The sequence below is a fragment of the Microbacterium oryzae genome, assembly GCF_030406385.1.
GTDB classification, from domain to species: Bacteria; Actinomycetota; Actinomycetes; order Actinomycetales; family Microbacteriaceae; genus Microbacterium; species Microbacterium oryzae_A.
Genome location: NZ_JAUEPM010000001.1, coordinates 698608 through 722389 on the forward strand (window position 1 = coordinate 698608; position 23782 = coordinate 722389).

Below are 23782 nucleotides of genomic sequence, written 5' to 3' on the forward strand. Positions count from 1 at the left end.
CATCCCTCCACAGCAGAAAGACGACACCATGACCGACACCAGCACCGCGGCAAAGCAGCCCGGTTCGCTTCGCGTGGGCGTGCAGAAGTTCGGCACGTTCCTCTCCGGCATGATCATGCCGAACATCCCCGCACTCATCACGTGGGGCATCTTCACGGCCTTCTTCATCGCCGACGGCTGGACTCCGAACGAGGCGCTGTCGACCATCGTCGGGCCGATGATCCACTACCTCCTGCCCATCCTCGTCGCCTATCAGGGCGGCCGGATGATCTACGAGACCCGCGGCGCCGTCGTCGGAGCGATCGCCACATTCGGCGCGATCGCCGGCTCCGACTGGATCATCGCGAACTTCAACGCCGCGCTCCCCGAGGGCGAGCCCGAGCTCGGGCAGATCCACATGTTCATCGGCGCGATGATCATGGGCCCGCTGGCGGCGTGGATCATGAAGAAGCTCGACGCGCTGTGGGAGGGGAAGATCAAGGCGGGCTTCGAGATGCTCGTCAACATGTTCTCCGCCGGCATCTTCGGCTTCATCGCGGCGGTGTTCGCGTTCTACGTCCTGGCGCCGGTCGTCAACTGGATCATGGACGTCCTCAGCGGCGCGGTCGGCTGGCTCGTCGAGAACGGTCTGCTGCCCCTGACGAGCATCCTCATCGAGCCGGCGAAGGTGTTCTTCCTCAACAACGCCATCAACCACGGCGTGCTCACCCCGCTCGGTCTCGCGCAGGCCGACCAGGACGGCAAGTCGGTGCTGTTCCTCCTCGAGGCGAACCCGGGCGTCGGCCTCGGTCTGCTCCTCGCGTTCAGCGTCTTCGGCGTGGGCGCGGCCCGCGCCTCGGCCCCCGGCGCCGCGCTCATCCAGTTCGTCGGCGGCATCCACGAGGTCTACTTCCCCTACGTGCTCATGAAGCCGGCGCTCCTCATCGCCGTGATCGCGGGCGGCATGTCGGGCGTCTTCGTCAACGTGCTGTTCGGCACCGGACTGCGCGGGCCGGCATCACCGGGCTCGATCATCGCCGTGCTCGGCCAGACGGCGAGCGACAGCTACCTCGGCGTCATCCTCGCCGTCGTGGTCTCGGCCGCCGTGACCTTCGTCGTCGCCTCGGTCATCCTGCGCGCGAGCCGCAAGCGCGACCTCGCCGCGGAGGCGGCGGGCTCCGACGGCTTCGCCGACGCGGTCGCCCGTACCGAGGCGAACAAGGGCAAGAAGTCGAGCGTCCTCAGCGGCCTCGCCGGCGGTGCCGCGGGAGCGGCCGTCGCCACGCGTCCGATCGAGAAGGTCATCTTCGCGTGCGACGCGGGCATGGGCTCGTCCGCCATGGGCGCCAGCGTCCTGCGCAACAAGATCAAGCAGGCCGGCATCTCCGGCGTCAGCGTGACGAACAAGGCGATCGCATCGCTCGACGGCAGCGCGGACCTCGTCATCACGCAGGCGCAGCTCACCGATCGCGCCCGGCAGCGCGAACAGGGGGCGCTCCACGTGTCCGTGGACAACTTCATGAACTCGCCGCGGTACGACGAGGTCGTGGAGCTCCTGCGCGCGCAGGCGAACGGAGAGACCCCGGCGGCGAACGATCCGGTGTCGACCGGGCGTCCGGTCGACGCGGCGGCCGTTGCGGCCACCGGCTCCGCGCCTGCCACCACGGGCTCGGTCGCCACGACGGGCGCGCTCGGCGGCGGCCCCGCCCCCGTCGCGGAGGACTCCGTCCTCACCCGCGGCAGCGTCCGCATCCACGCCGGCTCCGCCACGCGCGAGCAGGCGCTCCAGGAGGCTGCGGACATCCTCGCCTCGGCCGGCGCCGTCACCGGCGGCTACTTCGATGCGATGCTCGCCCGCGAGCAGACGGTGTCGACGTACATGGGGAACGAGCTGGCCATCCCGCACGGCACCAACGAGGCCAAGGACACCATCCTCGGCTCCGCGCTCTCGGTCGTCCGCTACGACGGCGGCGTCGACTGGGACGGCGACGCGGTCACCTTCGTGGTCGGCATCGCCGGCAAGGGCGACGAGCACCTGCGGATCCTGTCGAACGTCGCCGAGCTGTTCAGCGACGACGACCAGATCGCGCGCCTGAAGGCGGCGAAGAGCCCGGAGGAGCTCTACGAGCTCTTCCAGAGCGTGAACGGGGAGGGCCGATGAAGGCGGTTCACTTCGGCGCCGGCAACATCGGCCGCGGCTTCGTCGGGCTGCTGCTGCACGAGGGCGGGTACGAGGTCGTCTTCTCCGACGTCGCGGCCCCGCTCGTCGACGCCCTGGCCGCCGCCGACGCGTACACCGTGCACGAGGCGGGGCCAGGCGGCACCGACCGCGTGGTCACGGGCTTCCGCGCGGTGAACAGCGCGGACGACCCGCAGGCGGTCGCCGACGAGGTCGCCTCGGCGAACGTCGTGACGACCGCCGTGGGTCCGACGGTGCTGAAGTTCATCGCGCCGCACATCCTCGCCGGAATCGGCCTGCGCGCCCCCGATGCGCCGCCGCTGCAGGTGATGGCATGCGAGAACGCGATCGGCGCGACGGATCAGCTCCGCGCGGAGATCGTGTCCCTCGCGGGCGCCTCCTGGGAGGCCCTGGAGGGACGCGCGGTGTTCGCGAACACCGCGGTGGACCGCATCGTCCCCGGGCAGCCGGCAGACGGGGGCATCGACGTCACGGTCGAGCCGTTCTTCGAGTGGGCGATCGAGAGCACGCCGTTCCACAGCGACCTGCCGCACATCCCCGGTGCGCACTTCGTCGAGGACCTCGCGCCGTACATCGAACGGAAGCTCTTCACGGTGAACACGGGGCACGCGGCGACCGCGTACCACGGGGCGCGGGCGGGCATCGAGCGCATCTCGGACGCGCTCGCCGACCCAGGCGTCTCGGCGGCCGTCACCGGCGCGCTCGAGGAGACGTCGGCTCTCCTCGCGGCCAAGCACGGGTTCTCCGCCGAAGAGCTGACGGCGTACCGCGCGACGATCCTCGAGCGCTTCCGCAACCCCGCCCTCCCCGACACCGTGCAGCGGGTCGGACGGCAGCCGCTGCGGAAGCTCTCCCGCCACGAGCGGTTCGTCGGCCCGGCCGCCGAAGCGATGGAGCGCGGCCTCGGCGCGAGCGCGCTGGTGTCGGCGATGGCGGCGGCCCTCGCGTTCGACGACCCGGCCGACGAGCAGGCCGTGCAGCTGCAGGCCCTGCTCGGCGAGCTCGACGCGGACGCGTTCACGGCCCAGGTGACGGGCCTCGAGGCGTCCCACCCGCTGTTCCCGGCCATCCGCGACGCCGTCGCCGAGCGCCAGGCGGCCTGACCCGCGTCCTGGGCTCCGCGCCCGGCATGTCCCACTTGTGCACGTCATCCGCCTCGGTTGGGGTGCATGAGTGGGACATGCTGCTCAGGGGCGGCGGGAGCGCAACGCCGCCCGCACGAGCGCGACGGCTCGGGAGCCGTCGCCCGCCATATGGTGGTTGAGGATGCGGACGAGCAGCCATCCCTCGCTCTGGATGGCCTGCCATCGGTCGGCATCCCGGGCGAACTGCGCCCGATCCTCCGCGTGCTGGCGACCGTCGTACTCGACCGCCACCCGCTCCCGCACGTACGCCTGATCCAGGCGCGCGATGTGCGCGCCGTTCGCGCCGCGCAGCTCCCAGTTCAGCTCCGGCTCGGGCAGGCCGTGCGCGAGGAGCAGCAGCCGCAGCTCCGTCTCCCTCGGCGACTCCGACCCCACGCGGACGTCATCGAGTGCCCGGCGCGCCGTCGCCGTGCTCCCCATCACCGCGAGCTCTGCCCGCAGCTCGTCGATCGTCGTCCACGGCCGGTCGCGCCGGACGAGGCGGTCACCGGCCTGTGTGAGAGCGAGCGACGTCCACGTCGCGCCCACCTGCCGCCAGGCGCGGACGGGGTGCTCGACGGCGAGCCCCGCGATCTGCAAGGTGCGGGGCTCGCGCGTCTGCAGTCGATGTCCGCGCACACCGCGCGTGCGGGGCTCGCGGGCGGGCCGGTAGGCGGACACGTGGATCTCGTCCGCATGTCGGAGCGGGACCGGTGCGCCGATGAGTCGGAGGGCGGTGCCGTGGCTCAGGAACTGACCCACGGCCATGCGCACCGCGACCTGGCGGCAGCGCTCGAGGAACTCGTCGGCCACCGGATGCTCCGGCTGCTCCTGCACCACGCCGTGGAACGGGTGCCGAAGCTGCGCCGACGCGAGCCGGCTGCGCCCGATCCCCGCAGCGCGGGCCTCGCGGAACGTGTGCGGCTCGGCGAGGAACGGCAGCGGCTCGCGCGGGCGTGACATGCTTCCACGATGCCGTCCGCGCACCGGCCTGGCGGGCCATCCCCCGACCGCGGCCTCCGAGTCGGCGCGTCACGCGCCTGTGCACGCGGCGTTGGCGACGGCCGCACCCCGCTGCATCCCAACCCCGGCGCGTCCCCGCCCGGCCCGACCCGTCCCGGCCCGGCGCGTCCCGGCGCGGCATGTCCCGATTGTGCACGTCATAGCACCCGGTTGGGGTGAACGAGTGGGACATGCCGAAACGAGGACGAGGCGGAGAGGCCGGGAGCTAGCGGCGGCGGCCCTTGCGGGCGAAGCCCTCGGTGATGAGGTCGATGAGCTCCTCGCGCTGCTCCACCGGGAGGAACGTCGCCGCGGCGGCGTTCAGCTGGAACTGCTCGATGTCGTCGAGCTCGTACCCGAAGGCGGTGGAGAGGATGGCCAGCTCGCGCGTGAGCGACGTCCGGCTCATGAGGCGGTTGTCGGTGTTCACGGTGACGCAGAACCCGAGCTGGTACAGCAGGTCGAACGGGTGGTCCTCGATCTGATCGCCCCAGTGCGCCGCCGCGCCCGTCTGCATGTTCGACGACGGCGCAAGCTCGAGCGGGACCTCGCGGTCGCGCACCCAACGCGCCATGTCGCCGAACTCGACGAGCACCTCCTCGCCCTCCCGCGACACCACGTCGAGGTCACGGGCGATGGCCAGGCCGTGCCCGAGACGGAGGGCGCGCGCATCCAGCAGCGCCGAGCGGATCGAGCCGACGCTCGCCGCCTCCCCCGCGTGCACGGTCACGGGCATGAACTCCCCCGCGAGGTAGTCGAACGCGGCGCGGTGCCCCGACGGCGGGAAGCCGTCCTCGGGGCCGGCGATGTCGAAGGCGACGACGCCGTCCTGGCGGAAGGCCACCGCGAGCTCCGCGATCTCGCGCACGCGCTCGCCCTGGCGCATCGCAGAGAGGATCTGGCCCACGCGGATGCTCCGGCCTGCGTCCTCCGCTGCGTCCTCGCCCTGCTCGATCCCCGCCTGCACGGCCTCGACGGCCTCCTCGAGAGACAGGCCACCGTCGAGGTGCTGCTCGGGCGCCCAGCGCACCTCGCCGTAGACGACGCCGTCGGCCGCGAGGTCCTCGACGTACTCGCGCGCCACGCGGGTCAGCGCCTCGCGCGTCTGCATCACGCCGACGGTGATCTCGAACGTCTTGAGGTACTCCACGAGGGAGCCCGAGTCCGCCTGCTCGGCGAACCAGATGCCGAGCGGCTCCGGCTCCGAGGCGGGCAGCCCGATCTCCGTCCCCTCCGCCAACTCGATGATCGTCGCGGGCCGCAGACCGCCGTCGAGGTGGTCGTGCAGCGACACCTTGGGCAGGCCGCGCAGCTGCACGTTCTGCACGCGGGGCTCGGCGGTCGGTTCGGGCGCCATGGCGGCCTCCAGTCTCACGGGGATGGTCGGGGCCGCCGGGGCGGTCCGCTGTCGGTCAGGCCGAGATGCGCTCGCGGACGAGCGGCTCGCGTGGGGCAGCAGTATCGCCGATCTCGAACGCCCCGTCGAGGGCGTCCAGCGCGCGCTCGAAGCGCGCGCCGTCGTCCGCGCTCAGGGTGAACAGCGTCTGCCCCTCCGACACGGCGTCTCCCGGCTTCACGAGGAGGTCGATGCCCGCCGCGTGCACCACGGGGTCCTGAGCACGGGCGCGCCCAGCACCCAGGCGCCAGGCGGCCAGGCCGAAGTCGTACGCGTCCATCCGCGTGACGACGCCGGAGCGGGACGCAGTGACGGCGTGGGTCTCGCGCGGCGTGGGAAGTGCCGCGTCGGGGTCGCCGTCCTGCGCGCGGATCATGCGGCGCCAGGCGTCCATCGCACGCCCGTCGGCGAGCGCGCCCGCCACGTCGGCGTCGGGCTGCCCCGCAAGTGCGAGCATCTCGCGCGCGAGGGCGACCGTGAGCTCCACGACGTCGGATGGGCCGCCGCCGGCGAGCACCTCGACCGACTCGCGCACCTCGTTCGCGTTGCCGATCGCCAGGCCGAGCGGGGTGTTCATATCGGTCAGCAGGGCGGTGGTCTTGACGCCGGAGTCCGCGCCCAGGGCGACCATCGTCTCGGCGAGCTCACGCGCGCGCGCGTAGTCCTTCATGAAGGCGCCGGTGCCGAACTTGACGTCCAGCACGAGGGAATCGGTCCCCTCGGCGATCTTCTTCGACATGATGCTGGAGGCGATGAGCGGGATCGCCTCGACCGTCCCCGTCACGTCGCGCAGCGCGTAGAGCTTCTTGTCCGCGGGGGCGAGGCCGGTTCCCGCGGCGCAGATGACCGCGCCCACGTCGGCCAGCTGCGCGAGCATCTCCTCGTTGGAGAGCGCGGCGCGCCATCCGGGGATCGACTCGAGCTTGTCGAGCGTGCCGCCGGTGTGCCCGAGGCCACGCCCCGACAGCTGCGGCACCGCGACCCCGAAGGCCGCCACGAGCGGGGCGAGCGGCAGGGTGATCTTGTCGCCCACACCGCCGGTGGAGTGCTTGTCGGCGGTGGGCTTGTCAAGCGAAGCGAACGACATCCGCTCACCCGACGCGATCATCGCGTCGGTCATCACGCGGATCTCGTCGCGCTCCATGCCGTTCAGGAGCACGGCCATGGTGAACGCCGACATCTGCGCGTCGGCGACGTAGCCGCGCGTGTACGCGTCGATCATCCACCGCAGCGCGTCTTCGGGAACACGACCGCCATCGCGCTTGGCGCGGATGACGTCGACGGCGTCGAAGGGCTCCGGCGCGCTCATCGCTCCTCCAGGTCTCGAGGTCCGAACGCGTCGGGCAGCACCTCTTCGATGCTGCGGATGCCCGACACGGTCTCCAGGAGCATCCCGGGGAGGGCGTGCTCGAAGATCAGCTGGCGGCAGCGACCGCACGGCATGAGGGTGCGGCCCTCCCGGTCCACGCACACGAACGCGACGAGCTGTCCGCCGCCCGTCATCGCGAGGTTCGAGATGAGCCCGCACTCGGCGCACAGGCCCACCCCGTACGAGGCGTTCTCGGTGTTGCATCCCGCGACGACGCGGCCATCCGTCACGAGGGCAGCGGCTCCCACGGGGAAGCGCGAGTACGGCACGTAGGCCCGCGTCATCGCGTCGGTGGCGACGGCGCGCAGCTGGTCCCAGTCGATGTCTGTCATGTGGTCCTAGCCCTTGATGTACGGCTGTCCGGCCGCGGCGGGTCCGCGGGAGCGCCCCACGGCTCCGGCCACGACGAAGATCGTGACGAGGTACGGCAGCATGAGCATGAACTCCCCCGGCACCGGCGAGCCGATGACGCTGAGGGTGTTCTGGAGGTTCGAGGCGAAGCCGAACAGCAGCGCAGCGAGCGTGGCCTTCACGGGATGCCACTGCCCGAAGATCACCGCCGCCAGGGCGATGAAGCCCATGCCGTTGGTCATCTCCTGCCCGAACGGGATGCCGCTGCCGACGGTGAAGACGGTGCCGCCGGCACCCGCGATCGCGCCGCCGAGCAGCACGTTGAGGAAGCGGGTGCGACCGACCCGGATGCCGACGGTGTCGGCCGCCTGCGGGTGCTCGCCGACCGCGCGCAGGCGCAGGCCCCAGCGGGTGTGGAACATCGCGAAGTACACCGCCGCGACCGCGACGTACATCGCGTACACGAGGATCGTCTGCTGGAACAGCACCGGTCCGAGGATCGGGATGTCCGACAGCAGCGGGATGGCGATGCGATCGAACCGGGGCGGCGTGTTGAGCGTCGCGGCGTTGGGCTGCATGACCTGCGAGTACAGGAAGCTCGTGAGCCCAGCGATGAGCACGTTGAGCACGACGCCGACGATGATCTGGTCGACCATGTAGACGATCGCGAACACGGCCAGGAGCGCCGCCACGATCACGCCCGCGGCCATCGCGGCGAGCAGGCCGAGGATCGGCTGGCCGGTGAGCGTGGCCACGAGCGCGGCGCTGAACGCGCCGCCGAGCAGCTGGCTCTCGATGGCGATGTTGACCACGCCCACCCGCTCGCCGATGACGCCGCCGAGGGCGCCGAAGATGAGCGGGACGGCCAGGGCCAGGGCACCGGCGAGGAGGCCGGTCACCGGGATGGTCGCACCGGCGGCCGCCCAGCAGAGGAACCCGAAGACCGCGATGACGATGTACGCCGCGACGATCCAGCGCGGCACCTTCGCGGCCTGCCGCACGAAGTACGCCGCGGCGGCGGCCAGGAGCGCCATCAGGACGATCGAGCCCCAGGCGCCGACGGCGACCCCGACGACGAGCGAGGGCAGCACGATGGCGTCCGACTCCGAGGAGAGCCGGAAGGTCGACTCTCCCGTCCGCGGCGCGAGGAGCACCAGGAGCGCAAGGAGCACGGTGAAGACGGCCAGCACGACCGGCGTCTTCCAGCTGCGCGTCAGCGGAGTGACGCCGGCGTCGGGGGCGAGGGCCGCCGGGACGCGTGTGGCGGTGTCGCTCATCGGTCTCCCCCTGTCTCATGCGAGGCGACCGCGAGCTGCGCCTTCATCCTCGACCTCTCCCTCTTCCGGCGGTCGCGCTCCGGCGACGGCAGCACGAAGATCGCGCGCACGAGCGGGGGCGCGGCGATGAACAGCACGATGAACGACTGCACGACGAGCACGATCTCGAGCGGGATCTGCTCGGCGGCCTTCATCGTGAAGCTCCCGGCCTTGAAGGCGCCGAAGAGCAGACCGGCCGCGAAGGTGCCCCACGGCGTGGAGCGGCCGAGCAGCGCGACGGTGATCGCGTCGAATCCGATGCCGGCGTCCACGCCGGCGGCGAAGCCGTTCGTCGAGGTGCCGAGCACCTGGGCCACACCCGCGATGCCGACGAGCCCACCCGACATGACCATGCCGAGCACGTACATCCGCTTCACATCGATGCCCGCCACGCGCGCCGCATGCGGGTTCTCGCCCACCGCGCGGAACTGGAAGCCGAGGTTCGAGCGGCTGAGGATCCACCACACGAGGACGGTCGCGGCGATCACCACGAGGAAGCCGGCGTGGAGATTGAACTGCGGGCCCAGCAGCGACGGGAAGACCGCGGTGTCCTTCATCGCCGGGGACTTCGGGTCGCTGGAGCCGGGCTTCTGCAGCAGGCCCGGCGTGCGCAGCATCCACGAGACGAGGTAGAAGGCGATGTAGTTGAGCATGATCGTGAGGATCACCTCGTGCGCGCCGGTGCGCGCCTTGATGACTCCCGCGATGCCGCCCCAGATCGCGCCGGCCGCGATCCCCGCGAGCAGCGCGAGGAGCGTGTGCAGCCCCCAGGGCAGGTCGACCCCGAAGCCGACCCAGCCGGCAGCCGCTGCGCCGACGAGCATCTGCCCGCGACCGCCGATGTTGAACATGCCGACGCGGAAGGCCAGGGCGACGCCGAGACCGCCCGCGATGAGCGGCGTCGCGTACGTGAGCGTCTCGGTCAGGGGGCGGATGGCGCGGACGAACGTATCGGCCTCGTAGTTGAAGATCGCCCCCCGGAAGAGCGCGGCGTAGGCGCCGGCGACGGCGTCCCAGATCGCCGCGAGCGTGTCGACGGGGCGCGCGAAGAAGTAGCCGGAGGCCTCCTGCACGGCCGGGTCGGTCACGGCGATCATGATGCCGCCGATGACGAACGAGAGCAGGATGGCCAGGACGATGATGGTGCCGTTGGCGCGCGTGATCTGCGTCAGGGCGACGTGCCAGCGTGAGGACTCCGTGGTCTGCGGGTCGGTCATGCTGCGGTTCCTCCCAGCGGAGCCGGCTCCCCGGCCATCATGAGGCCCAGCACGTCGCGGGGCGTGTCGGCGGGGACGATGCCCACGATGCGGCCGCGGTACATCACCATGATCCGGTCGGCGAGCGCCGCCACCTCGTCGAGCTCCGTGGAGACGACGATGACGGGCACGCCGGCGTCGCGCGTGGCGACGATGCGCTTGTGGATGAACTCGATGGAGCCGACGTCGACGCCGCGCGTGGGCTGGGCGGCGACGAGGAGGGACAGCTCGCGGCTCATCTCGCGCGCGAGGACGACCTTCTGCTGGTTGCCGCCGGAGAGGCTGCCGACCGGCGCGTCGATGCCGGGGGCGCGCACGTCGTACTCGTCGAAGCGCTCCTTCGCGAACTCCGTCAGGTACCCCCGGCGGATGCTGCCGCGGCGGACGAACGGCTCCCCGTGCGCGCGGTCCAGCATGAGGTTCTCCGCGATCGTGAACGCGCCGACGAGACCGTCCTCGGTGCGGTCCTCGGGGACGAAGCCGACCCCGCTGTCGAGGATCTGCCGCACGGTGCGTCCGACGAGCTCGCGCCCATCCAGCGTGGCACTGCCCCGCACCCGGTCCTGCAGGCCGAGCAGCGCCTCGGTCAGCTCCGTCTGGCCGTTGCCCTGCACACCGGCGATCGCGAGGATCTCCCCCGCGCGCACCTCGAACGACGCGCCGTCGACGACCTTGCTGCCGGCCTCATCGACGACGGTGAGGCCGTTGACGACGAGCCGTGGCTCCCCGAGCGATGGCTCGTCCTTCTGCACGGTGAGCTCGACGGCTCGGCCGACCATCATCGCGGCGAGCTCCTGGTTGCTGGCGGTCGGCTGCGCTTCGCCCACGACCTTGCCGAGCCGGATGACCGTGATGCGGTCGGCCACCTCGCGCACCTCGCGCAGCTTGTGGGTGATGAAGACGATCGCCGCACCGCCTTCGCGCAGGCGGCGCATGGTCGCCATGAGCTCGTCGGTCTCCTGCGGCGTGAGCACCGCCGTGGGCTCGTCGAACACGAGAACCTTCGCGTCGCGCGAGAGCGCCTTGATGATCTCCACGCGCTGCTGCACGCCGACCGGGAGGTCCTCGACGACCGCATCCGGGTCGACGTCGAACCCGAATCGTGCGGAGATCTCCCGCACACGCCGCCGCGCGGCGTCGATGTCGAGCACCCCGCCGGCCTTCGTCGACTCGTGCCCCAGCGAGACGTTCTCGGCGACCGTGAAGACGGGGATGAGCATGAAGTGCTGGTGCACCATGCCGATTCCCGCACGCATCGCGTCGCCGGGTCCTTGGAATGCCTGCGGCTCGTCGTCGAGGAGGATCGCGCCCTCGTCGGCCTGGTAGAGGCCGTACAGGACGTTCATGAGCGTGGACTTGCCCGCCCCGTTCTCACCGAGGAGGCAGTGGATCTCGCCCGGCTGGACGACGAGGTCGATGTGGTCGTTGGCGGTGAGTGCGCCGAACCGCTTCGTGATGCCGCGGAGCTCGAGCTTCATATGCCGATCCTAATGAGAGGGCTGGACATGCGAGCGCGGGGAGGCCGAGGAGGCCTCCCCGCGCTCAGCCGATCACTCGGCCAGGTAGGACTGGACCTCGATCGAGCCGTTGATGATCCCCGCGGAGATCTCGTCGAGCTCGTCCTGCAGTCCCTCGGGGACCTTGTCCTCGAAGTCGTGGAACGGCGCGATCGAGACGCCGCCGTTCTCCAGCGTGCCGATGTACGGCGACGCGTCGAACTCGCCGTCGCCGGCCTGCTCGACCGTCTCCTGCACCGAGATGTCCATGCCCTTCTGGATGGACGTCAGCAGCAGGTCGGCGACCGACGGGTCGGACTCGTACACGTCGGCGTCCGTGCCGATGAGCGCGATCTCGCGACCGGAGTCGCGGATGACGGACGCGGCGCTCTGGTAGATCGGGCCGCCGACCGGCAGCAGCACGTCCACGCCCTGGTCGACGATGCCCTGGGCGGCGTTGACCGCCGCCTGGTCGGCCGCGAACGCGCCGGTGAACACGCCATCCGAGCCGTCCCAGCCCACGACCTGCACGTCGCCGTCGTTCTGCTCGTTCCAGTACTCCACGCCCTGGCGGAAGCCGTCCATGAAGATCGTCACGGTGGGAATGTTCGCCCCGCCGAAGGTGCCGACCTTGCCGGCCTCCGAGTACGCCGCCGCCGCGTAGCCGCCGAGGAAGGCCGCCTGCGCGGTGTCGTACACGAGGGGCTTGATGTTGTCCTGGTCGGTGGCGCCGTCGCCATCGACGTCCACCAGCTCGTCGATCGAGACGAAGTGGATGTCGGGGTTGGCCTCCGCGGCGTCGTTGGCGTCCGCTGCCAGCTTGAAGCCGACGGTGACGATGAGGTTGCAGTTCTGGTCGACGAGGCTCGACAGGTTGCCCGCGTACTCGGACTCGTCGTTCGACTCCACCGTGACCGGCTCCACGCCGAGCGTCTCGCCCGCGGCGAGCAGTCCCTCGTAGCCGAGCTGGTTGAACGACTTGTCGTCGAAGCCGCCCTCGTCCGAGATCATGCAGGGCAGGAAGTCGCTGTCCGCCTCCGCGCCGCCGCCCGTGGTCTCCTCGGGGGCCGACCCGCAGCCCGCGAGCAGGACCGCCGAGGCGGTGAGCGCGAGGCCGCTGAGCGCAGCCTTCTTCATGGTCTTCACACTGTCCTCCAGAGTGTGCGGGCCCCGATCCGGTTCGGGGCAATATGCTCACGCTAGTTTGCCCGTACCGTGCGAATCGAGAATGGGGGCGACCGCAACGCGATAGTTACAAAGACGACGACGGGGCCCGGGAATCGTCCCGGACCCCGTCGCGATGCCGGCTCAGCGACCGCCCTTGAGCACCGCCTGCTTGACCTCGGCGATGGCCTTGGTCACCTCGATGCCGCGGGGGCATGCCTCGGTGCAGTTGAAGGTCGTGCGGCAGCGCCACACGCCCTCCTTGTCGTTGAGGATGTCCAGGCGCACCTGGGCCTCGTCGTCGCGCGAGTCGAAGATGAAGCGGTGGGCGTTCACGATCGCGGCCGGGCCGAAGTACTGCCCGTCGGTCCAGAACACCGGGCACGACGAGGTGCACGCCGCGCACAGGATGCACTTGGTGGTGTCGTCGAACCGGGCGCGGTCGGCGATCGACTGCACGCGCTCCTTGCCCTTGACCGGAGCGCTGCTCGCCTGCAGGAACGGCTGCACGTCGCGGTACGCCGCGAAGAAGGGGTCCATGTCGACGACGAGGTCCTTCTCCAGCGGCAGGCCCTTGATGGCCTCGACGTAGATCGGCTGCGAGATGTCGAGATCCTTGATCAGGGTCTTGCAGGCGAGCCGGTTGCGGCCGTTGATGCGCATGGCGTCCGAGCCGCAGATGCCGTGGGCGCACGAGCGGCGGAAGGTCAGCGAGCCGTCGACCTCCCACTTGATCTTGTGCAGCGCGTCGAGCACGCGGTCGGTCGGGTACATCTCGACGTCGTAGTCGACCCAGCGCGGCTCGCTGTCGAGCTCGGGGTCGAAGCGGCGCACGATGAACGTGACGAGGTACGACTGGATGGCCTCGGCTGCGGGAGCCTCGGCGACGGCGGTCGACATCAGTACTTCCTCTCCATCGGCGGGTAGTTGAACTCGCCCTGCTCGTTCCTGGTGAACACGACGGGCTTCCAGTCCAGCCGGATGTGGTCCTCGGGGATGGGCGAGTGCGGGTCGCCGGTGAGGTACGCCATCGTGTGCTGCATGAAGTTCTCGTCGTCGCGGTCGGGGTAGTCCTCCCGCATGTGGCCGCCGCGGCTCTCCTTGCGGTTGCGCGCGGCGTACGCGATGATCTCGGCGAGGTCGAGCAGGAACCCGAGCTCGACCGCCTCGAGCAGGTCGGTGTTGAACCGCTTGCCCTTGTCGTCGACGTAGATGTTCGCGTAGCGCTCGCGCAGGTCGTGGATGGTGCCCATGACGTTGGTCAGGGTCTCCTCCGTGCGGAAGACCTGGGCGTTGGCGTCCATCTCCTCCTGCAGCGTCCGGCGGATGTCCGCGATGCGCTCGGTGCCCTTGGCGCTGCGCACGCGCTCGATGAGCTCGCGCACCTCCTTCGCCGGGTCCGCCGGCAGCGGCACGAGCTCTCCGGTCTTAACGTACTCGACCGCGTTGCGGCCGGCGCGCTTGCCGAAGACGTTGATGTCCAGGAGCGAGTTGGTGCCGAGGCGGTTCGCGCCGTGGACCGACACGCAGGCGCACTCGCCGGCTGCGTAGAGGCCGGGAACGACGGTGTCGTTGTCGGCCAGCACCTCGGCGGCGTTGTTGGTGGGGATGCCGCCCATCGCGTAGTGGGCGGTCGGCATGACCGGCACCGGCTCGACGACCGGGTCGACGCCCAGGTAGGTGCGCGCGAACTCGGTGATGTCGGGGAGCTTCGTCTCCAGCACCTCGGCGCCCAGATGGGTGCAGTCGAGGTAGACGTAGTCCTTGTTCGGACCGGCGCCGCGGCCCTCGAGGACCTCCTTGACCATGCAGCGCGCGACGATGTCACGCGGAGCGAGGTCCTTGATGGTCGGGGCGTAGCGCTCCATGAAGCGCTCGCCCGACGCGTTGCGGAGGATGGCGCCCTCGCCTCGCGCGCCCTCGGTGAGGAGGATGCCGAGACCGGCGAGTCCGGTCGGGTGGAACTGGAAGAACTCGATGTCCTCGAGCGGCAGGCCCTTGCGCCAGATGATGCCCACGCCGTCGCCCGTGAGGGTGTGCGCGTTCGAGGTGGTCTTGAAGACCTTGCCGAAGCCGCCCGTGGCGAAGATGACGGCCTTGGAGTGGAAGACGTGCAGGTCGCCCGTGGCGAGCTCGTAGGCGACGACGCCCGCGATCTTGGTGGAGCCGTCCGCGTCCTTCACCGTGATGAGGTCGAGCGCGTAGTACTCGTTGAAGAAGTTGATGCCGAGCTTGACGCAGTTCTGGAACAGCGTCTGCAGGATCATGTGTCCGGTGCGGTCGGCCGCGTAGCAGGCGCGGCGAACCGGCGTCTTGCCGTGCTCGGCGGTGTGCCCGCCGAAGCGGCGCTGGTCGATCTTGCCGTCGGGCGTGCGGTTGAACGGGAGGCCCATGTTCTCGAGGTCGATGACCGCGTCGATGGCCTCCTTGGCGAGGATCTCCGCCGCGTCCTGGTCGACGAGGTAGTCGCCGCCCTTGACGGTGTCGAAGGTGTGCCACTCCCAGGAGTCCTCCTCCACGTTCGCCAGCGCAGCGGCCATGCCGCCCTGCGCGGCGCCCGTGTGGGAGCGCGTGGGGTAGAGCTTCGTGATCACGGCGGTCTTCGCGCCGGGGCCGGCCTCGATCGCCGCACGCATGCCGGCGCCTCCTGCGCCGACGATGACGATGTCGAACTCGTGGTAGTACACGCCGTCCTTCAGAACGGCGTCGGGGTGCTGTGTCGTCACGTCTCTTCCGTCTATCCCTGTCACTTGGCCGCGGCGGCCTGGCAGACCTCGAACAGCGCGCTGTCGGGGTTCTCGAATGGTCCGAACACGCCGGCACACGGGTCGAAGGTGAACACCACGAGCGTGCCGAGCACGATCATGAGCGCGGCGACGATGCCGATCACCCAGACGAGCGTCTTGCGCACCGCGCGGCCCTGCACGTAGTCGTTGACGATCACGCGCATGCCGTTCGCGCCGTGGATGAACGCCAGCCACAGCATGAGGACGTCCCACCACTGCCAGAACGGGTCGGCCATCTTGCCGGCGACGAAGGCGAAGTCGAGGGCGTGGACGCCGCCCTCGGGGAGCACGAGGTTGACGAGCAGGTGGCCGAAGATCAGCACGACGAGCAGGACGCCCGAGACGCGCATGTAGACCCAGCCCCACTTCTCGAGATTGCCTCGACGAGCGGGCCGCTGCGGTGAGCGCGGGGCGGCGAGTTCTGCGGCGGTCATCAGTGTCCTCCCCCGAACACGTTCATGAGCTGACGCGGCACGAAGCCGGCCATGACGACGACCCAGACGGCCAGGACGCCCCAGAACAGCTGGCGCTGGTACTTGGATCCCTTGGACCAGAAGTCCACCAGGATGATCCGCAGGCCGTTGAAGGCGTGGAAGGCGATCGCGCCCACGAGGGCGATCTCGCCGATGCCCATGATCGGGTGCTGGTAGGTGCCGATCACGGCGTCGTACCCCTCCGGCGACACGCGGATGAGCGACGTGTCGAGGACGTGCACGAGCAGGAAGAAGAAGATGGCGATGCCGGTGATGCGGTGAAGCACCCACGACCACATGCCCTCGCGGCCGCGGTAGAGCGTGCCTCTCGGGGTTCTCGACGTCGTCTCCGACACCCGGGGCGTCGGTCGCGCGGTAGCGGACAAGATCGTCCTCCTGCTCTCAAAGGCTGCGAAGACGGGCACAGTGATGCCCCGTCGATCGTCCTTCAGGGTACTCCCAGGGCCATGCGCCGGGCCAATGAGGGGAGCCTAAGTATCTCGACATCGAGAGATCTCCGGTGCGCGGGGGCCGGTCGCGGGGCGCCCGCGCGCGGGCTTGTAGCCTGGTGCACATGTCAGAACCGATCCAGGACTTCTTCGCCGTTATCCCCGCGGGGGGCGTCGGGTCGCGGCTGTGGCCGCTCTCCCGGGCCCAGACGCCGAAGTTCCTGCACGATCTGACCGGGTCTGGCCGCTCCCTCCTCCAGGAGACGTGGGATCGCCTCCTCCCGCTCGCCGACCGCGAGCACATCGCCGTCGTGACCGGCGCCGCCCACGGCCCCAAGGTGGAGACGACGCTCCCCGACATGCCGGAGCACAACGTGTTCGTCGAGGCCGAGCCCCGCGAGTCCGCGGCCGCGATCGGGCTGGCCGCGGCCATCCTGCATCGTCGGAACCCCGACGTCATCATCGGCTCGTTCGCCGCCGACCATGTCATCAAGCGCCAGCGCGTGTTCGAGTTCACCGTCCGTCAGGCCGTCGCCGTCGCGCGCGAGGGATACATCTGCACGATCGGGATCCAGCCGTCCGAGCCCGCCGTCGGCTTCGGATACATCAAGACCGGTGCGGAGCTGTTCGTCGAGGATGCACCGCTGGCCGCCATGGTCGACACGTTCGTCGAGAAGCCCGACCTCGAGACTGCCCGCCGCTACTACGCCGACCGCTCCTTCCTCTGGAACGCCGGCATGTTCATCTCCCGCGCCGACGTGCTCCTCGATGAGCTGCACGCCAACGAGCCGGAGCTGCACGCGGGCCTGATGGAGATCGCGGAGGCGTGGGACGACCCCGCGCGCAAGGACGAGACCGTGGCGCGCGTGTGGCCGGGCCTCAAGAAGATCGCGATCGACTACGCCGTCGCCGAGCCCGCGGCCGCCAAGCGCCGCCTCGCGGTCGTGCCCGGCCAGTTCGACTGGGACGACGTCGGCGACTTCGCCAGCCTCTCGAACCTCGTCTCGGACGGCGACAGCGCGCGGATGAGCGTGCTGGGCCCGAACGACAAGGTCATCGTCGACGAGTCCACCGGTCTCATCGTCTCGCACTCCAACCGCGTGATCGCCGTCATCGGCGTCGCCGATCTCATCGTCGTGGACACCGACGACGCGCTGCTGGTGACGACGAACGAGCACGCCCAGCGCGTGAAGGGCGTCGTCGGCCGCCTGCACGAGGGCGGCCGCGACAGCGTCCTCTGAGGCTCAGCGAGCGCAGCCAGCCCGCGCCAGCCGGGAGGGCAGGGCGACGGGCGGCTCAGCCAGGTCACCGTGTCTCAGTTGCGGCGGCTTCGACGCGCACTATCCCGCATCGAGTGAGACATGGGCGGCCCCGCCGTCGCTGTCGGACCCCCTCGATAGGCTCGAGACCATGTCTCGCACCCTCCGTGTCGCCGCCGTCAATGTCAACGGGATCCGCGCAGCCGCCCGCAAGGGCATGGCCGGATGGCTGGATGCCGCGGATGTGGACATCCTCACGCTGCAGGAGGTGCGCGGCGAGCGCGAGCACCTCGACGCCGCCCTTCCGGGATGGCACATCCTCGAGGACCGCTCGCTGCAGAAGGGGCGGGCGGGCGTCGCGATCGCCAGCCGCCTCGAGCCGACCGCATCGCGCATCGCGCTCGGCGGCGAATCGCTCGAGTCGAACGGGCGGTGGCTGGAGGCCGACTTCGAGGTGGAGGGGCGCACCCTCACCGCGGTGAGCGCCTACGTCTTCACCGGCGAGGTCGGCACCCCGAAGCAGGAGCAGAAGTGGGCGTTCCTCGAGGCGATGGACGCGCGCCTGCCCGAACTCGCCGCCGACGGGGCGCTCGCGGTCGTCACCGGCGACCTCAACGTGGGGCACCGCGAGCTCGACATCAAGAACTGGAAGGGCAACCTCAAGAAGGCGGGCTTCCTCCCGCGCGAGCGGGCCTACTTCGACCGCTGGCTCGGCGCCGCCGGTGAGAGCGTCACCTGCGCCGACGGGACCACGGGCACGGGGCTCGGCTGGGTCGACGTGGGCCGCCGCTTCCACGGCGACGTGCCCGGCCCCTACACCTGGTGGTCACAGCGCGGCCAGGCGTTCGACAACGACTCGGGCTGGCGGATCGACTACCAGCTCGCGACCCCCGCCCTCGCCGAGCGGGTCGCCGCCTACCGGGTCGATCGGCAGGCGTCGTACGCGGAGCGCTGGACGGACCACGCTCCGGTCGTCGTCGACTACGCGCTCTGACCGGCGCCATCCGTCTCTCCCGCGTTCACCTGCCGTTCACCCGCGCACCGCAGTCTCTTCACCACGCCCTCTTAGCGTCCTCACGTGCCCCGCGAACCCGGCGGGGCTCCCCTGAACCGAATGAGGATTCACAGTGAAGATCACTCGTCTTTCGAGCCTGGCCGCCGTCAGCGCCATCGCCGCACTCTCGCTCGCCGGCTGCGCCGCGAACGAGGGCGGCACGGACTCCGCCCCCGGTGACAGCGCCGAGGAGAGCACGCTCAGCGGAACGCTCGACGCCACCGGCGCGTCTTCGCAGACCGCCGCGCAGGAGGCCTGGGTCGCCGGGTTCCAGACGACGAACCCCGACGTGACGGTGAACTACGAGCCGACCGGATCCGGCACCGGCCGTGAGAACTTCCTCTCCGGTGCGAGCGACTTCATCGGCTCCGACCGGGCGTTCGACGACGAGGAGGTCGCCGCGGGCGGCTTCGGCGCCTGCACGAGCGACGCCATCGTCGAGGTCCCCCTCTACATCTCCCCCGTCGCGGTGGCCTTCAACCTCGAGGGCGTCGACACGCTCAACCTCGACGCGGCCACGATCGCGGGCATCTTCGCCGGCGAGATCACGAACTGGAACGACCCCGCCATCGCGGAGGCGAACCCGGACGCCGAGCTGCCCGACCTCGCCATCTCGCCCGTCCACCGCTCCGACGACTCGGGCACCACCGAGACCTTCGCGACCTACCTCGCCGCCACCGCCTCCGACGTGTGGACGTACGAGGTCTCCGGCGAGTGGCCGATCGAGGGCGGCGAGGCCGCGCAGGGCACCTCGGGCGTCGTCCAGGCCATCACCTCCGGCAACGGCGCCATCGGCTACGCCGACGCGTCGCAGATCGGCGACCTCGGCCAGGTCCACGTGGGCGTCGACGGCGAGTACATCGAGTACTCCGCCGAGGCCGCATCAGCGCTCGTCGAGAACTCGCCCCTCGTCGAGGGCCGCGGCGAGGGCGACCTCGTCTTCGACGTCGACCCCGCAGCGGCGACCGACGGCGCCTACCCGATCGCGCTCGTGAGCTACCTCATCGGGTGCGAGGAGTACGAGGACACCGCCACCGCCGAGCTCGTCAAGGCGTACTTCGAGTACGTGGCGAGCGAGGATGGCCAGAGCGCGGCCGCCGAGAACGCCGGCAGCGCGCCCATCTCCGACGGCCTGCGCGAGCAGGTCCTCACCGCGGTCGACCGCATCCAGGTCGGCTGACCCGCTTGACGCCGTAGTCGATGCCCTCGCGCCCTTGTCCGGGGAGATCCTCCCCGACAGGATGGCGCGAGGGCATCGTCGCGGAAGCCCCCACCATCCGCATCCCTTCGCCGACCCGAGGACTGGGACCACATGAGCATCACTGAGAAGACGGCACCGCAGTCGCCGTCCGACGCACCGGAGCCCGCGGGCCCCGGGGCGCCGATCAAGGCGAAGCAGCGCCTCGGCGACCGCCTCTTCTCCGGCACCGCGCTCGGCGCCGGCACGATCATCCTGGTCGTGCTCGCCGCCGTCGCGATCTTCCTCGTCATCCAGAGCATCCCCGCGTTCCGGGCGGACACGAGCGACAACCACATCCTGCGCGGGCAGTCGTTCTGGTCGTATGTGGGACCGCTCGTCTTCGGCACGGTCTGGTCGTCGATCATCGCCCTCGTCATCGCCGCCCCGATCGCGATCGGCATCGCACTGTTCATCTCGCACTACGCCCCCCGGCGACTGGCCGCGACCCTCGGCTACGTCATCGACCTGCTCGCGGCGGTGCCGTCGGTGGTGTTCGGCCTCTGGGGCGGCCTCGTGCTCGCGCCCGTCCTGCAGCCGCTGTTCGTGTGGCTGAACGACAACCTCGGGTGGATTCCCCTCTTCAGCGGGCAGGTCTCGGCGACCGGCCGCACGATCTTCACCGCATCGCTGGTCCTCGCGGTGATGATCATCCCGATCATGACCGCCATCTGCCGCGAGGTCTTCCTGCAGACCCCGAAGCTGCACGAGGAGGCAGCGCTCGCCCTGGGCGCCACACGGTGGGAGATGATCCGGATGGCCGTGCTCCCGTTCGCCCGCGGCGGCATGGTGTCCGCCGCCATGCTGGCGCTCGGCCGCGCGCTCGGCGAGACGATGGCCGTCACCATGGTGCTCTCGGTCTCCGGCGCGATCACCGTCGAGCTCCTCACCTCGACCAACCCGACGCCGATCCCCGCCAACATCGCGCTGTCGTTTCCCGAGGCCCACGACGAGGGCGTCAACACGCTCATCGCGACCGGCCTCATCCTCTTCATCGTGACCTTCGCGGTCAATGCGTTCGCGCGGTGGATCGTCGCGCGCCGCGCCGAGTTCTCGGGAGCGAACTGACATGGCCGCCATCGCCGCCTCTGCGCAGAGCATGCGCCTCACGTCGGGCCGCCTCCCGAAGTGGGCGCCCTGGGCGCTCCTGCTGGGCTCCTTCGCCGCGGCCGCCGTGGTCTTCGGCGTGGCCGCCGCCGGTGGCGAGCTCGCCGACTTCAACATCGGCGGCACGCTGATCGTCGGGATGATCCTCTACATCGTCCTCATCGCCGTCGTCTCGTCGATCGCCGAGAGCAGCCGCAAGGCGATGGACCGTGTCATGACCGCGCTCGTCTCGACCGCGTTCGTGATCGCCCTCCTCCCGCTCGTCTCGCTGCTGTGGACCGTCGTGGTCAACGGCATCCAGCGCTTCGACGCGGAGTTCTTCACGTTCTCGATGCGCAACGTCGTCGGCGAGGGCGGCGGCATCGTCCACGCCATCTGGGGCACCGTCCTCATCACGCTGCTGGCCGCCCTCATCGCGGTGCCGGTGGGCCTCATGACCTCGATCTACCTCGTCGAGTACGGCCGCGGCCGCGTCGCGCGCGCGATCACCTTCCTCGTCGACGTGATGACGGGCATCCCCTCGATCGTCGCGGGCCTGTTCATCTACTCGGTCTTCGCTCTGTTCGTGCGCCCCGGCATCTCCATGGGCTTCATGGGCGCTCTGGCCCTCGCCGTGCTGATGATCCCCGTGGTCGTGCGCGGCAGCGAGGAGCTGCTGCGGATCGTGCCGAACGAGCTGCGCGAGGCGGCCTACGCGCTCGGCGTGCCGAAGTGGCTGACGATCGTGAAGGTGGTCCTGCCAACCTCCATCGCGGGCATCACGACGACCGTCATGCTGGCCATCGCCCGCGTGATCGGCGAGACCGCGCCCCTGCTCCTCACCGCGGGCTACACCCTCAGCCTCAACACCAACCTCTTCGACGGGCAGATGATGACCCTGCCGGTGTTCGCGTACAACCAGTACATGAACCAGGGCACGAACCCCGACGCGGCCGTCGCGCGGGCATGGGCCGCCGCGCTCACCCTCATCGCCATCGTCATGGTGCTCAACCTCGTCGCCCGCCTCATCGCGCGGCTCTTCGCGCCGAAGACCGCCGGCCGCTGAGCACCCCAGACTCTCTCCGACCATCCCGAAGGAACCCCGTGTCCAAGAGCATCGAAGTCAACGACCTCAACGTCTACTACGGCGACTTCCTCGCCGTCGAGGGCGTGTCCATCGACATCCAGCCCCGCACCGTCACCGCCTTCATCGGCCCGTCGGGCTGCGGCAAGTCCACGTTCCTGCGCACGCTGAACCGCATGCACGAGGTCATCCCCGGCGCCTCGGTGAAGGGTCAGGTGCTCGTCGACGGGCAGGACCTCTATGGTCCCGGCGTCGACCCGGTGCTCGTGCGCCGCCAGGTCGGCATGGTGTTCCAGCGGCCCAACCCGTTCCCCACCATGTCCATCCGCGAGAACGTGCTGGCGGGCGTGAAGCTCAACAACAAGCGCATCTCGAAGGGCGACGCCGACGCGCTGGTGGAGAAGTCGCTGACGGGCGCCAACCTCTGGAACGAGGTGAAGGACCGGCTCGACAAGCCCGGGTCCGGGCTCTCCGGCGGGCAGCAGCAGCGTCTCTGCATCGCACGCGCGATCGCGGTCTCGCCCGACATCATCCTCATGGACGAGCCGTGCTCCGCCCTCGACCCGATCTCCACCTTCGCGATCGAGGAGCTCATCAGCGAGCTGAAGAACGACTACACCGTCGTCATCGTCACGCACAACATGCAGCAGGCGTCGCGCGTGAGCGACAAGACGGCGTTCTTCAACATCGCCGGCACCGGCAAGCCCGGCAAGCTCATCGAGTACGACGACACCACCCGGATCTTCACCACCCCCTCGGTGCAGGCCACCGAGGACTACGTCTCCGGCCGCTTCGGCTGAACCGCGGATGGCCGGGGCCGGGTCGACGACGCGGCTCTCCGCTTCGGATGTCCGCCGCGGCGGCCCTCGCCCGGATCGTGTTTGTTAGACTGGTCGAGCCGGGCCGCAGTAACCCCGGGCTCCAAATTCTGCCGCTGCGAGCGGCCTTTCGCCGAGAGGCGTTTTCTGCGGCTCGGCCTTTTTCATGCTCGCGCGCGGCGGCGACGTCGCGTCCGCGTCACTCGAGGGCGTCGCGACGCCAGAGGCGAGCCGCCGCCGTCAGGTCGGCCGCGAACGCCGACAGGCGCAGCGCCCGCGTGGTCAGCGCGGACGACCGGTGCGGCTCGGTCGCCTCGTAGTCGTCGGCCAGGTGCGTGGCACCCGATGCGACAACGCGGCAGAATGACGCCGTGCGGTCGAGCGCGACCGCGTAGTCGCCCGTGAAGGCGCCGTGCAGGATGGTGTCGATCAGGGCCATGAGCTCCTGCGGGCCAGCGGGAGTCGGTGCGCCGGCGACGACGGCGTCGGCCGAGTGCAGCTCGGCCCGGCCCCGTTCGTAGAGGAGCGACGAGGTCTCGGGGTCGTCGTGGATCGACAGCTGCACGAGGTAGAGGCGCCACAGCGACCCGGGCAGCGAGCGCGCGGGCGATTGCGACCACAGCTCGGCGATGTCGTCGATGCCGTGCCGGGCGGTGAAGGAGATGAGCCGCTGCACGACGTCGGCATCGGCCTCGTCGCGCACGCGCGACAGCAGCGCGACCGCCGTGGCGTGCGCTGCGCGCGAGACCTCCGCCGGGTCACTGCCCGCGAACAGCCGGTCGAACATCTCCGAGGGCCGGCGCACCGGCTTGCTGAACTCCGCACTCATCCGGAACAGGCTACGCCGCACGGGTCCCGCCGTCTCCGGGTCCGTGCACACCCT

The 23782-nt window shown here is 70.3% G+C and carries 21 protein-coding genes; 8 read left to right on the forward strand and 13 right to left on the reverse strand.

Going from position 1 to position 23782, the window contains the following annotated elements; genetic code table 11:
- The first annotated feature begins 28 nt into the window (after window positions 1–28).
- A complete protein-coding gene (locus tag QWJ90_RS03385; protein WP_290106181.1) occupies window positions 29–2140 on the forward strand; it encodes a PTS sugar transporter subunit IIA in 2112 nt (703 codons plus the stop codon).
- The gene (locus QWJ90_RS03390) at window positions 2137–3282 is read left to right on the forward strand and encodes a mannitol-1-phosphate 5-dehydrogenase (protein WP_290106182.1); all 1146 of its coding nucleotides are present in this window, start codon (window positions 2137–2139) and stop codon (window positions 3280–3282) included. Before QWJ90_RS03385 ends, QWJ90_RS03390 begins: the two co-directional genes overlap by 4 nt.
- Window positions 3283–3366: 84 nt before the next feature.
- On the opposite strand, the gene QWJ90_RS03395 is transcribed toward QWJ90_RS03390, so the two are convergent.
- The 12 genes from QWJ90_RS03395 to sdhC all read right to left on the reverse strand — a co-directional run bounded on the left by QWJ90_RS03395 (window position 3367) and on the right by sdhC (window position 16298).
- Window positions 3367–4266: a DUF559 domain-containing protein gene (locus QWJ90_RS03395; protein ID WP_290106183.1), complete on the reverse strand. Its 900-nt coding sequence runs from the start codon at window positions 4264–4266 to the stop codon at window positions 3367–3369.
- Between the two features lie 265 nt (window positions 4267–4531).
- On the reverse strand, window positions 4532–5662 hold the full coding sequence (locus QWJ90_RS03400; protein ID WP_290106184.1) for an adenosine deaminase: 1131 nt from the start codon (window positions 5660–5662) through the stop codon (window positions 4532–4534).
- Between the two features lie 55 nt (window positions 5663–5717).
- Window positions 5718–7010: a thymidine phosphorylase gene (locus QWJ90_RS03405; protein WP_290106185.1), complete on the reverse strand. Its 1293-nt coding sequence runs from the start codon at window positions 7008–7010 to the stop codon at window positions 5718–5720.
- Entirely contained in the window at window positions 7007–7402 is a 396-nt protein-coding gene (locus QWJ90_RS03410) for a cytidine deaminase (protein WP_156240661.1), read from the reverse strand. Before QWJ90_RS03410 ends, QWJ90_RS03405 begins: the two co-directional genes overlap by 4 nt.
- A gap of 6 nt (window positions 7403–7408) precedes the next feature.
- The gene (locus QWJ90_RS03415) at window positions 7409–8698 is read right to left on the reverse strand and encodes an ABC transporter permease (RefSeq protein WP_290106186.1); all 1290 of its coding nucleotides are present in this window, start codon (window positions 8696–8698) and stop codon (window positions 7409–7411) included.
- Window positions 8695–9954 (reverse strand): ABC transporter permease, encoded by a 1260-nt coding sequence (locus QWJ90_RS03420; protein WP_290106187.1) that lies wholly within the window; start codon window positions 9952–9954, stop codon window positions 8695–8697. Before QWJ90_RS03420 ends, QWJ90_RS03415 begins: the two co-directional genes overlap by 4 nt.
- Window positions 9951–11471: an ABC transporter ATP-binding protein gene (locus QWJ90_RS03425; RefSeq protein WP_290106189.1), complete on the reverse strand. Its 1521-nt coding sequence runs from the start codon at window positions 11469–11471 to the stop codon at window positions 9951–9953. Before QWJ90_RS03425 ends, QWJ90_RS03420 begins: the two co-directional genes overlap by 4 nt.
- A gap of 72 nt (window positions 11472–11543) precedes the next feature.
- The gene (locus tag QWJ90_RS03430) at window positions 11544–12626 is read right to left on the reverse strand and encodes a BMP family lipoprotein (protein ID WP_290106190.1); all 1083 of its coding nucleotides are present in this window, start codon (window positions 12624–12626) and stop codon (window positions 11544–11546) included.
- 171 nt (window positions 12627–12797) lie between these two features.
- Window positions 12798–13553, reverse strand: coding sequence for a succinate dehydrogenase iron-sulfur subunit (locus QWJ90_RS03435; protein WP_290106192.1), 756 nt, complete (start codon window positions 13551–13553; stop codon window positions 12798–12800).
- Window positions 13553–15379: a succinate dehydrogenase flavoprotein subunit gene (gene sdhA, locus QWJ90_RS03440; protein ID WP_156240656.1), complete on the reverse strand. Its 1827-nt coding sequence runs from the start codon at window positions 15377–15379 to the stop codon at window positions 13553–13555. Before sdhA ends, QWJ90_RS03435 begins: the two co-directional genes overlap by 1 nt.
- 20 nt (window positions 15380–15399) lie before the next feature.
- Complete coding sequence (locus QWJ90_RS03445) at window positions 15400–15873, reverse strand: succinate dehydrogenase hydrophobic membrane anchor subunit (RefSeq protein ID WP_290106195.1); 474 nt, start codon at window positions 15871–15873, stop codon at window positions 15400–15402.
- Entirely contained in the window at window positions 15873–16298 is a 426-nt protein-coding gene (gene sdhC, locus QWJ90_RS03450; RefSeq protein WP_156240654.1) for a succinate dehydrogenase, cytochrome b556 subunit, read from the reverse strand. Before sdhC ends, QWJ90_RS03445 begins: the two co-directional genes overlap by 1 nt.
- Before the next feature lie 188 nt (window positions 16299–16486).
- Between sdhC and QWJ90_RS03455 the strand changes: the two genes are divergently transcribed.
- From QWJ90_RS03455 to pstB, 6 genes are all read left to right on the forward strand, one after another.
- Window positions 16487–17602 (forward strand): mannose-1-phosphate guanylyltransferase, encoded by a 1116-nt coding sequence (locus QWJ90_RS03455; protein WP_290106196.1) that lies wholly within the window; start codon window positions 16487–16489, stop codon window positions 17600–17602.
- A gap of 169 nt (window positions 17603–17771) precedes the next feature.
- A complete protein-coding gene (locus tag QWJ90_RS03460) occupies window positions 17772–18614 on the forward strand; it encodes an exodeoxyribonuclease III (RefSeq protein WP_290106198.1) in 843 nt (280 codons plus the stop codon).
- Window positions 18615–18747: 133 nt separating this feature from the next.
- Window positions 18748–19854, forward strand: coding sequence for a phosphate ABC transporter substrate-binding protein PstS (locus QWJ90_RS03465; protein ID WP_290106200.1), 1107 nt, complete (start codon window positions 18748–18750; stop codon window positions 19852–19854).
- A gap of 132 nt (window positions 19855–19986) precedes the next feature.
- Window positions 19987–20979, forward strand: coding sequence for a phosphate ABC transporter permease subunit PstC (gene pstC / locus QWJ90_RS03470; protein ID WP_290106201.1), 993 nt, complete (start codon window positions 19987–19989; stop codon window positions 20977–20979).
- A 1-nt stretch (window position 20980) separates the two neighbouring features.
- A complete protein-coding gene (gene pstA, locus QWJ90_RS03475) occupies window positions 20981–22063 on the forward strand; it encodes a phosphate ABC transporter permease PstA (protein ID WP_290106202.1) in 1083 nt (360 codons plus the stop codon).
- A gap of 38 nt (window positions 22064–22101) precedes the next feature.
- Window positions 22102–22881, forward strand: a complete 780-nt coding sequence (gene pstB, locus QWJ90_RS03480) for a phosphate ABC transporter ATP-binding protein PstB (protein ID WP_156240648.1) — start codon at window positions 22102–22104, stop codon at window positions 22879–22881.
- Between the two features lie 217 nt (window positions 22882–23098).
- Here the strand turns inward: pstB and QWJ90_RS03485 are convergent, their stop codons facing one another.
- Window positions 23099–23728, reverse strand: coding sequence for a DNA-directed RNA polymerase subunit beta (locus QWJ90_RS03485; RefSeq protein WP_290106203.1), 630 nt, complete (start codon window positions 23726–23728; stop codon window positions 23099–23101).
- Between the last annotated feature and the right edge of the window lie 54 nt (window positions 23729–23782).

Bases quoted from the DNA above. Each gene is read 5' to 3' on its own strand.
- QWJ90_RS03485 (WP_290106203.1), bottom strand. From the start codon at position 23,728: ATGAGTGCGGAGTTCAGCAAGCCGGTGCGCCGGCCCTCGGAGATGTTC.
- QWJ90_RS03425 (WP_290106189.1), bottom strand. From the start codon at position 11,471: ATGAAGCTCGAGCTCCGCGGCATCACGAAGCGGTTCGGCGCACTCACC.
- QWJ90_RS03395 (WP_290106183.1), bottom strand. From the start codon at position 4,266: ATGTCACGCCCGCGCGAGCCGCTGCCGTTCCTCGCCGAGCCGCACACG.
- QWJ90_RS03420 (WP_290106187.1), bottom strand. From the start codon at position 9,954: ATGACCGACCCGCAGACCACGGAGTCCTCACGCTGGCACGTCGCCCTG.
- QWJ90_RS03435 (WP_290106192.1), bottom strand. From the start codon at position 13,553: ATGTCGACCGCCGTCGCCGAGGCTCCCGCAGCCGAGGCCATCCAGTCG.
- QWJ90_RS03415 (WP_290106186.1), bottom strand. From the start codon at position 8,698: ATGAGCGACACCGCCACACGCGTCCCGGCGGCCCTCGCCCCCGACGCC.
- QWJ90_RS03430 (WP_290106190.1), bottom strand. From the start codon at position 12,626: ATGAAGAAGGCTGCGCTCAGCGGCCTCGCGCTCACCGCCTCGGCGGTC.
- pstC (WP_290106201.1), top strand. From the start codon at position 19,987: ATGAGCATCACTGAGAAGACGGCACCGCAGTCGCCGTCCGACGCACCG.
- QWJ90_RS03385 (WP_290106181.1), top strand. From the start codon at position 29: ATGACCGACACCAGCACCGCGGCAAAGCAGCCCGGTTCGCTTCGCGTG.
- QWJ90_RS03400 (WP_290106184.1), bottom strand. From the start codon at position 5,662: ATGGCGCCCGAACCGACCGCCGAGCCCCGCGTGCAGAACGTGCAGCTG.
- pstA (WP_290106202.1), top strand. From the start codon at position 20,981: ATGGCCGCCATCGCCGCCTCTGCGCAGAGCATGCGCCTCACGTCGGGC.
- QWJ90_RS03460 (WP_290106198.1), top strand. From the start codon at position 17,772: ATGTCTCGCACCCTCCGTGTCGCCGCCGTCAATGTCAACGGGATCCGC.
- QWJ90_RS03390 (WP_290106182.1), top strand. From the start codon at position 2,137: ATGAAGGCGGTTCACTTCGGCGCCGGCAACATCGGCCGCGGCTTCGTC.
- QWJ90_RS03445 (WP_290106195.1), bottom strand. From the start codon at position 15,873: ATGACCGCCGCAGAACTCGCCGCCCCGCGCTCACCGCAGCGGCCCGCT.
- QWJ90_RS03455 (WP_290106196.1), top strand. From the start codon at position 16,487: ATGTCAGAACCGATCCAGGACTTCTTCGCCGTTATCCCCGCGGGGGGC.
- QWJ90_RS03410 (WP_156240661.1), bottom strand. From the start codon at position 7,402: ATGACAGACATCGACTGGGACCAGCTGCGCGCCGTCGCCACCGACGCG.
- QWJ90_RS03405 (WP_290106185.1), bottom strand. From the start codon at position 7,010: ATGAGCGCGCCGGAGCCCTTCGACGCCGTCGACGTCATCCGCGCCAAG.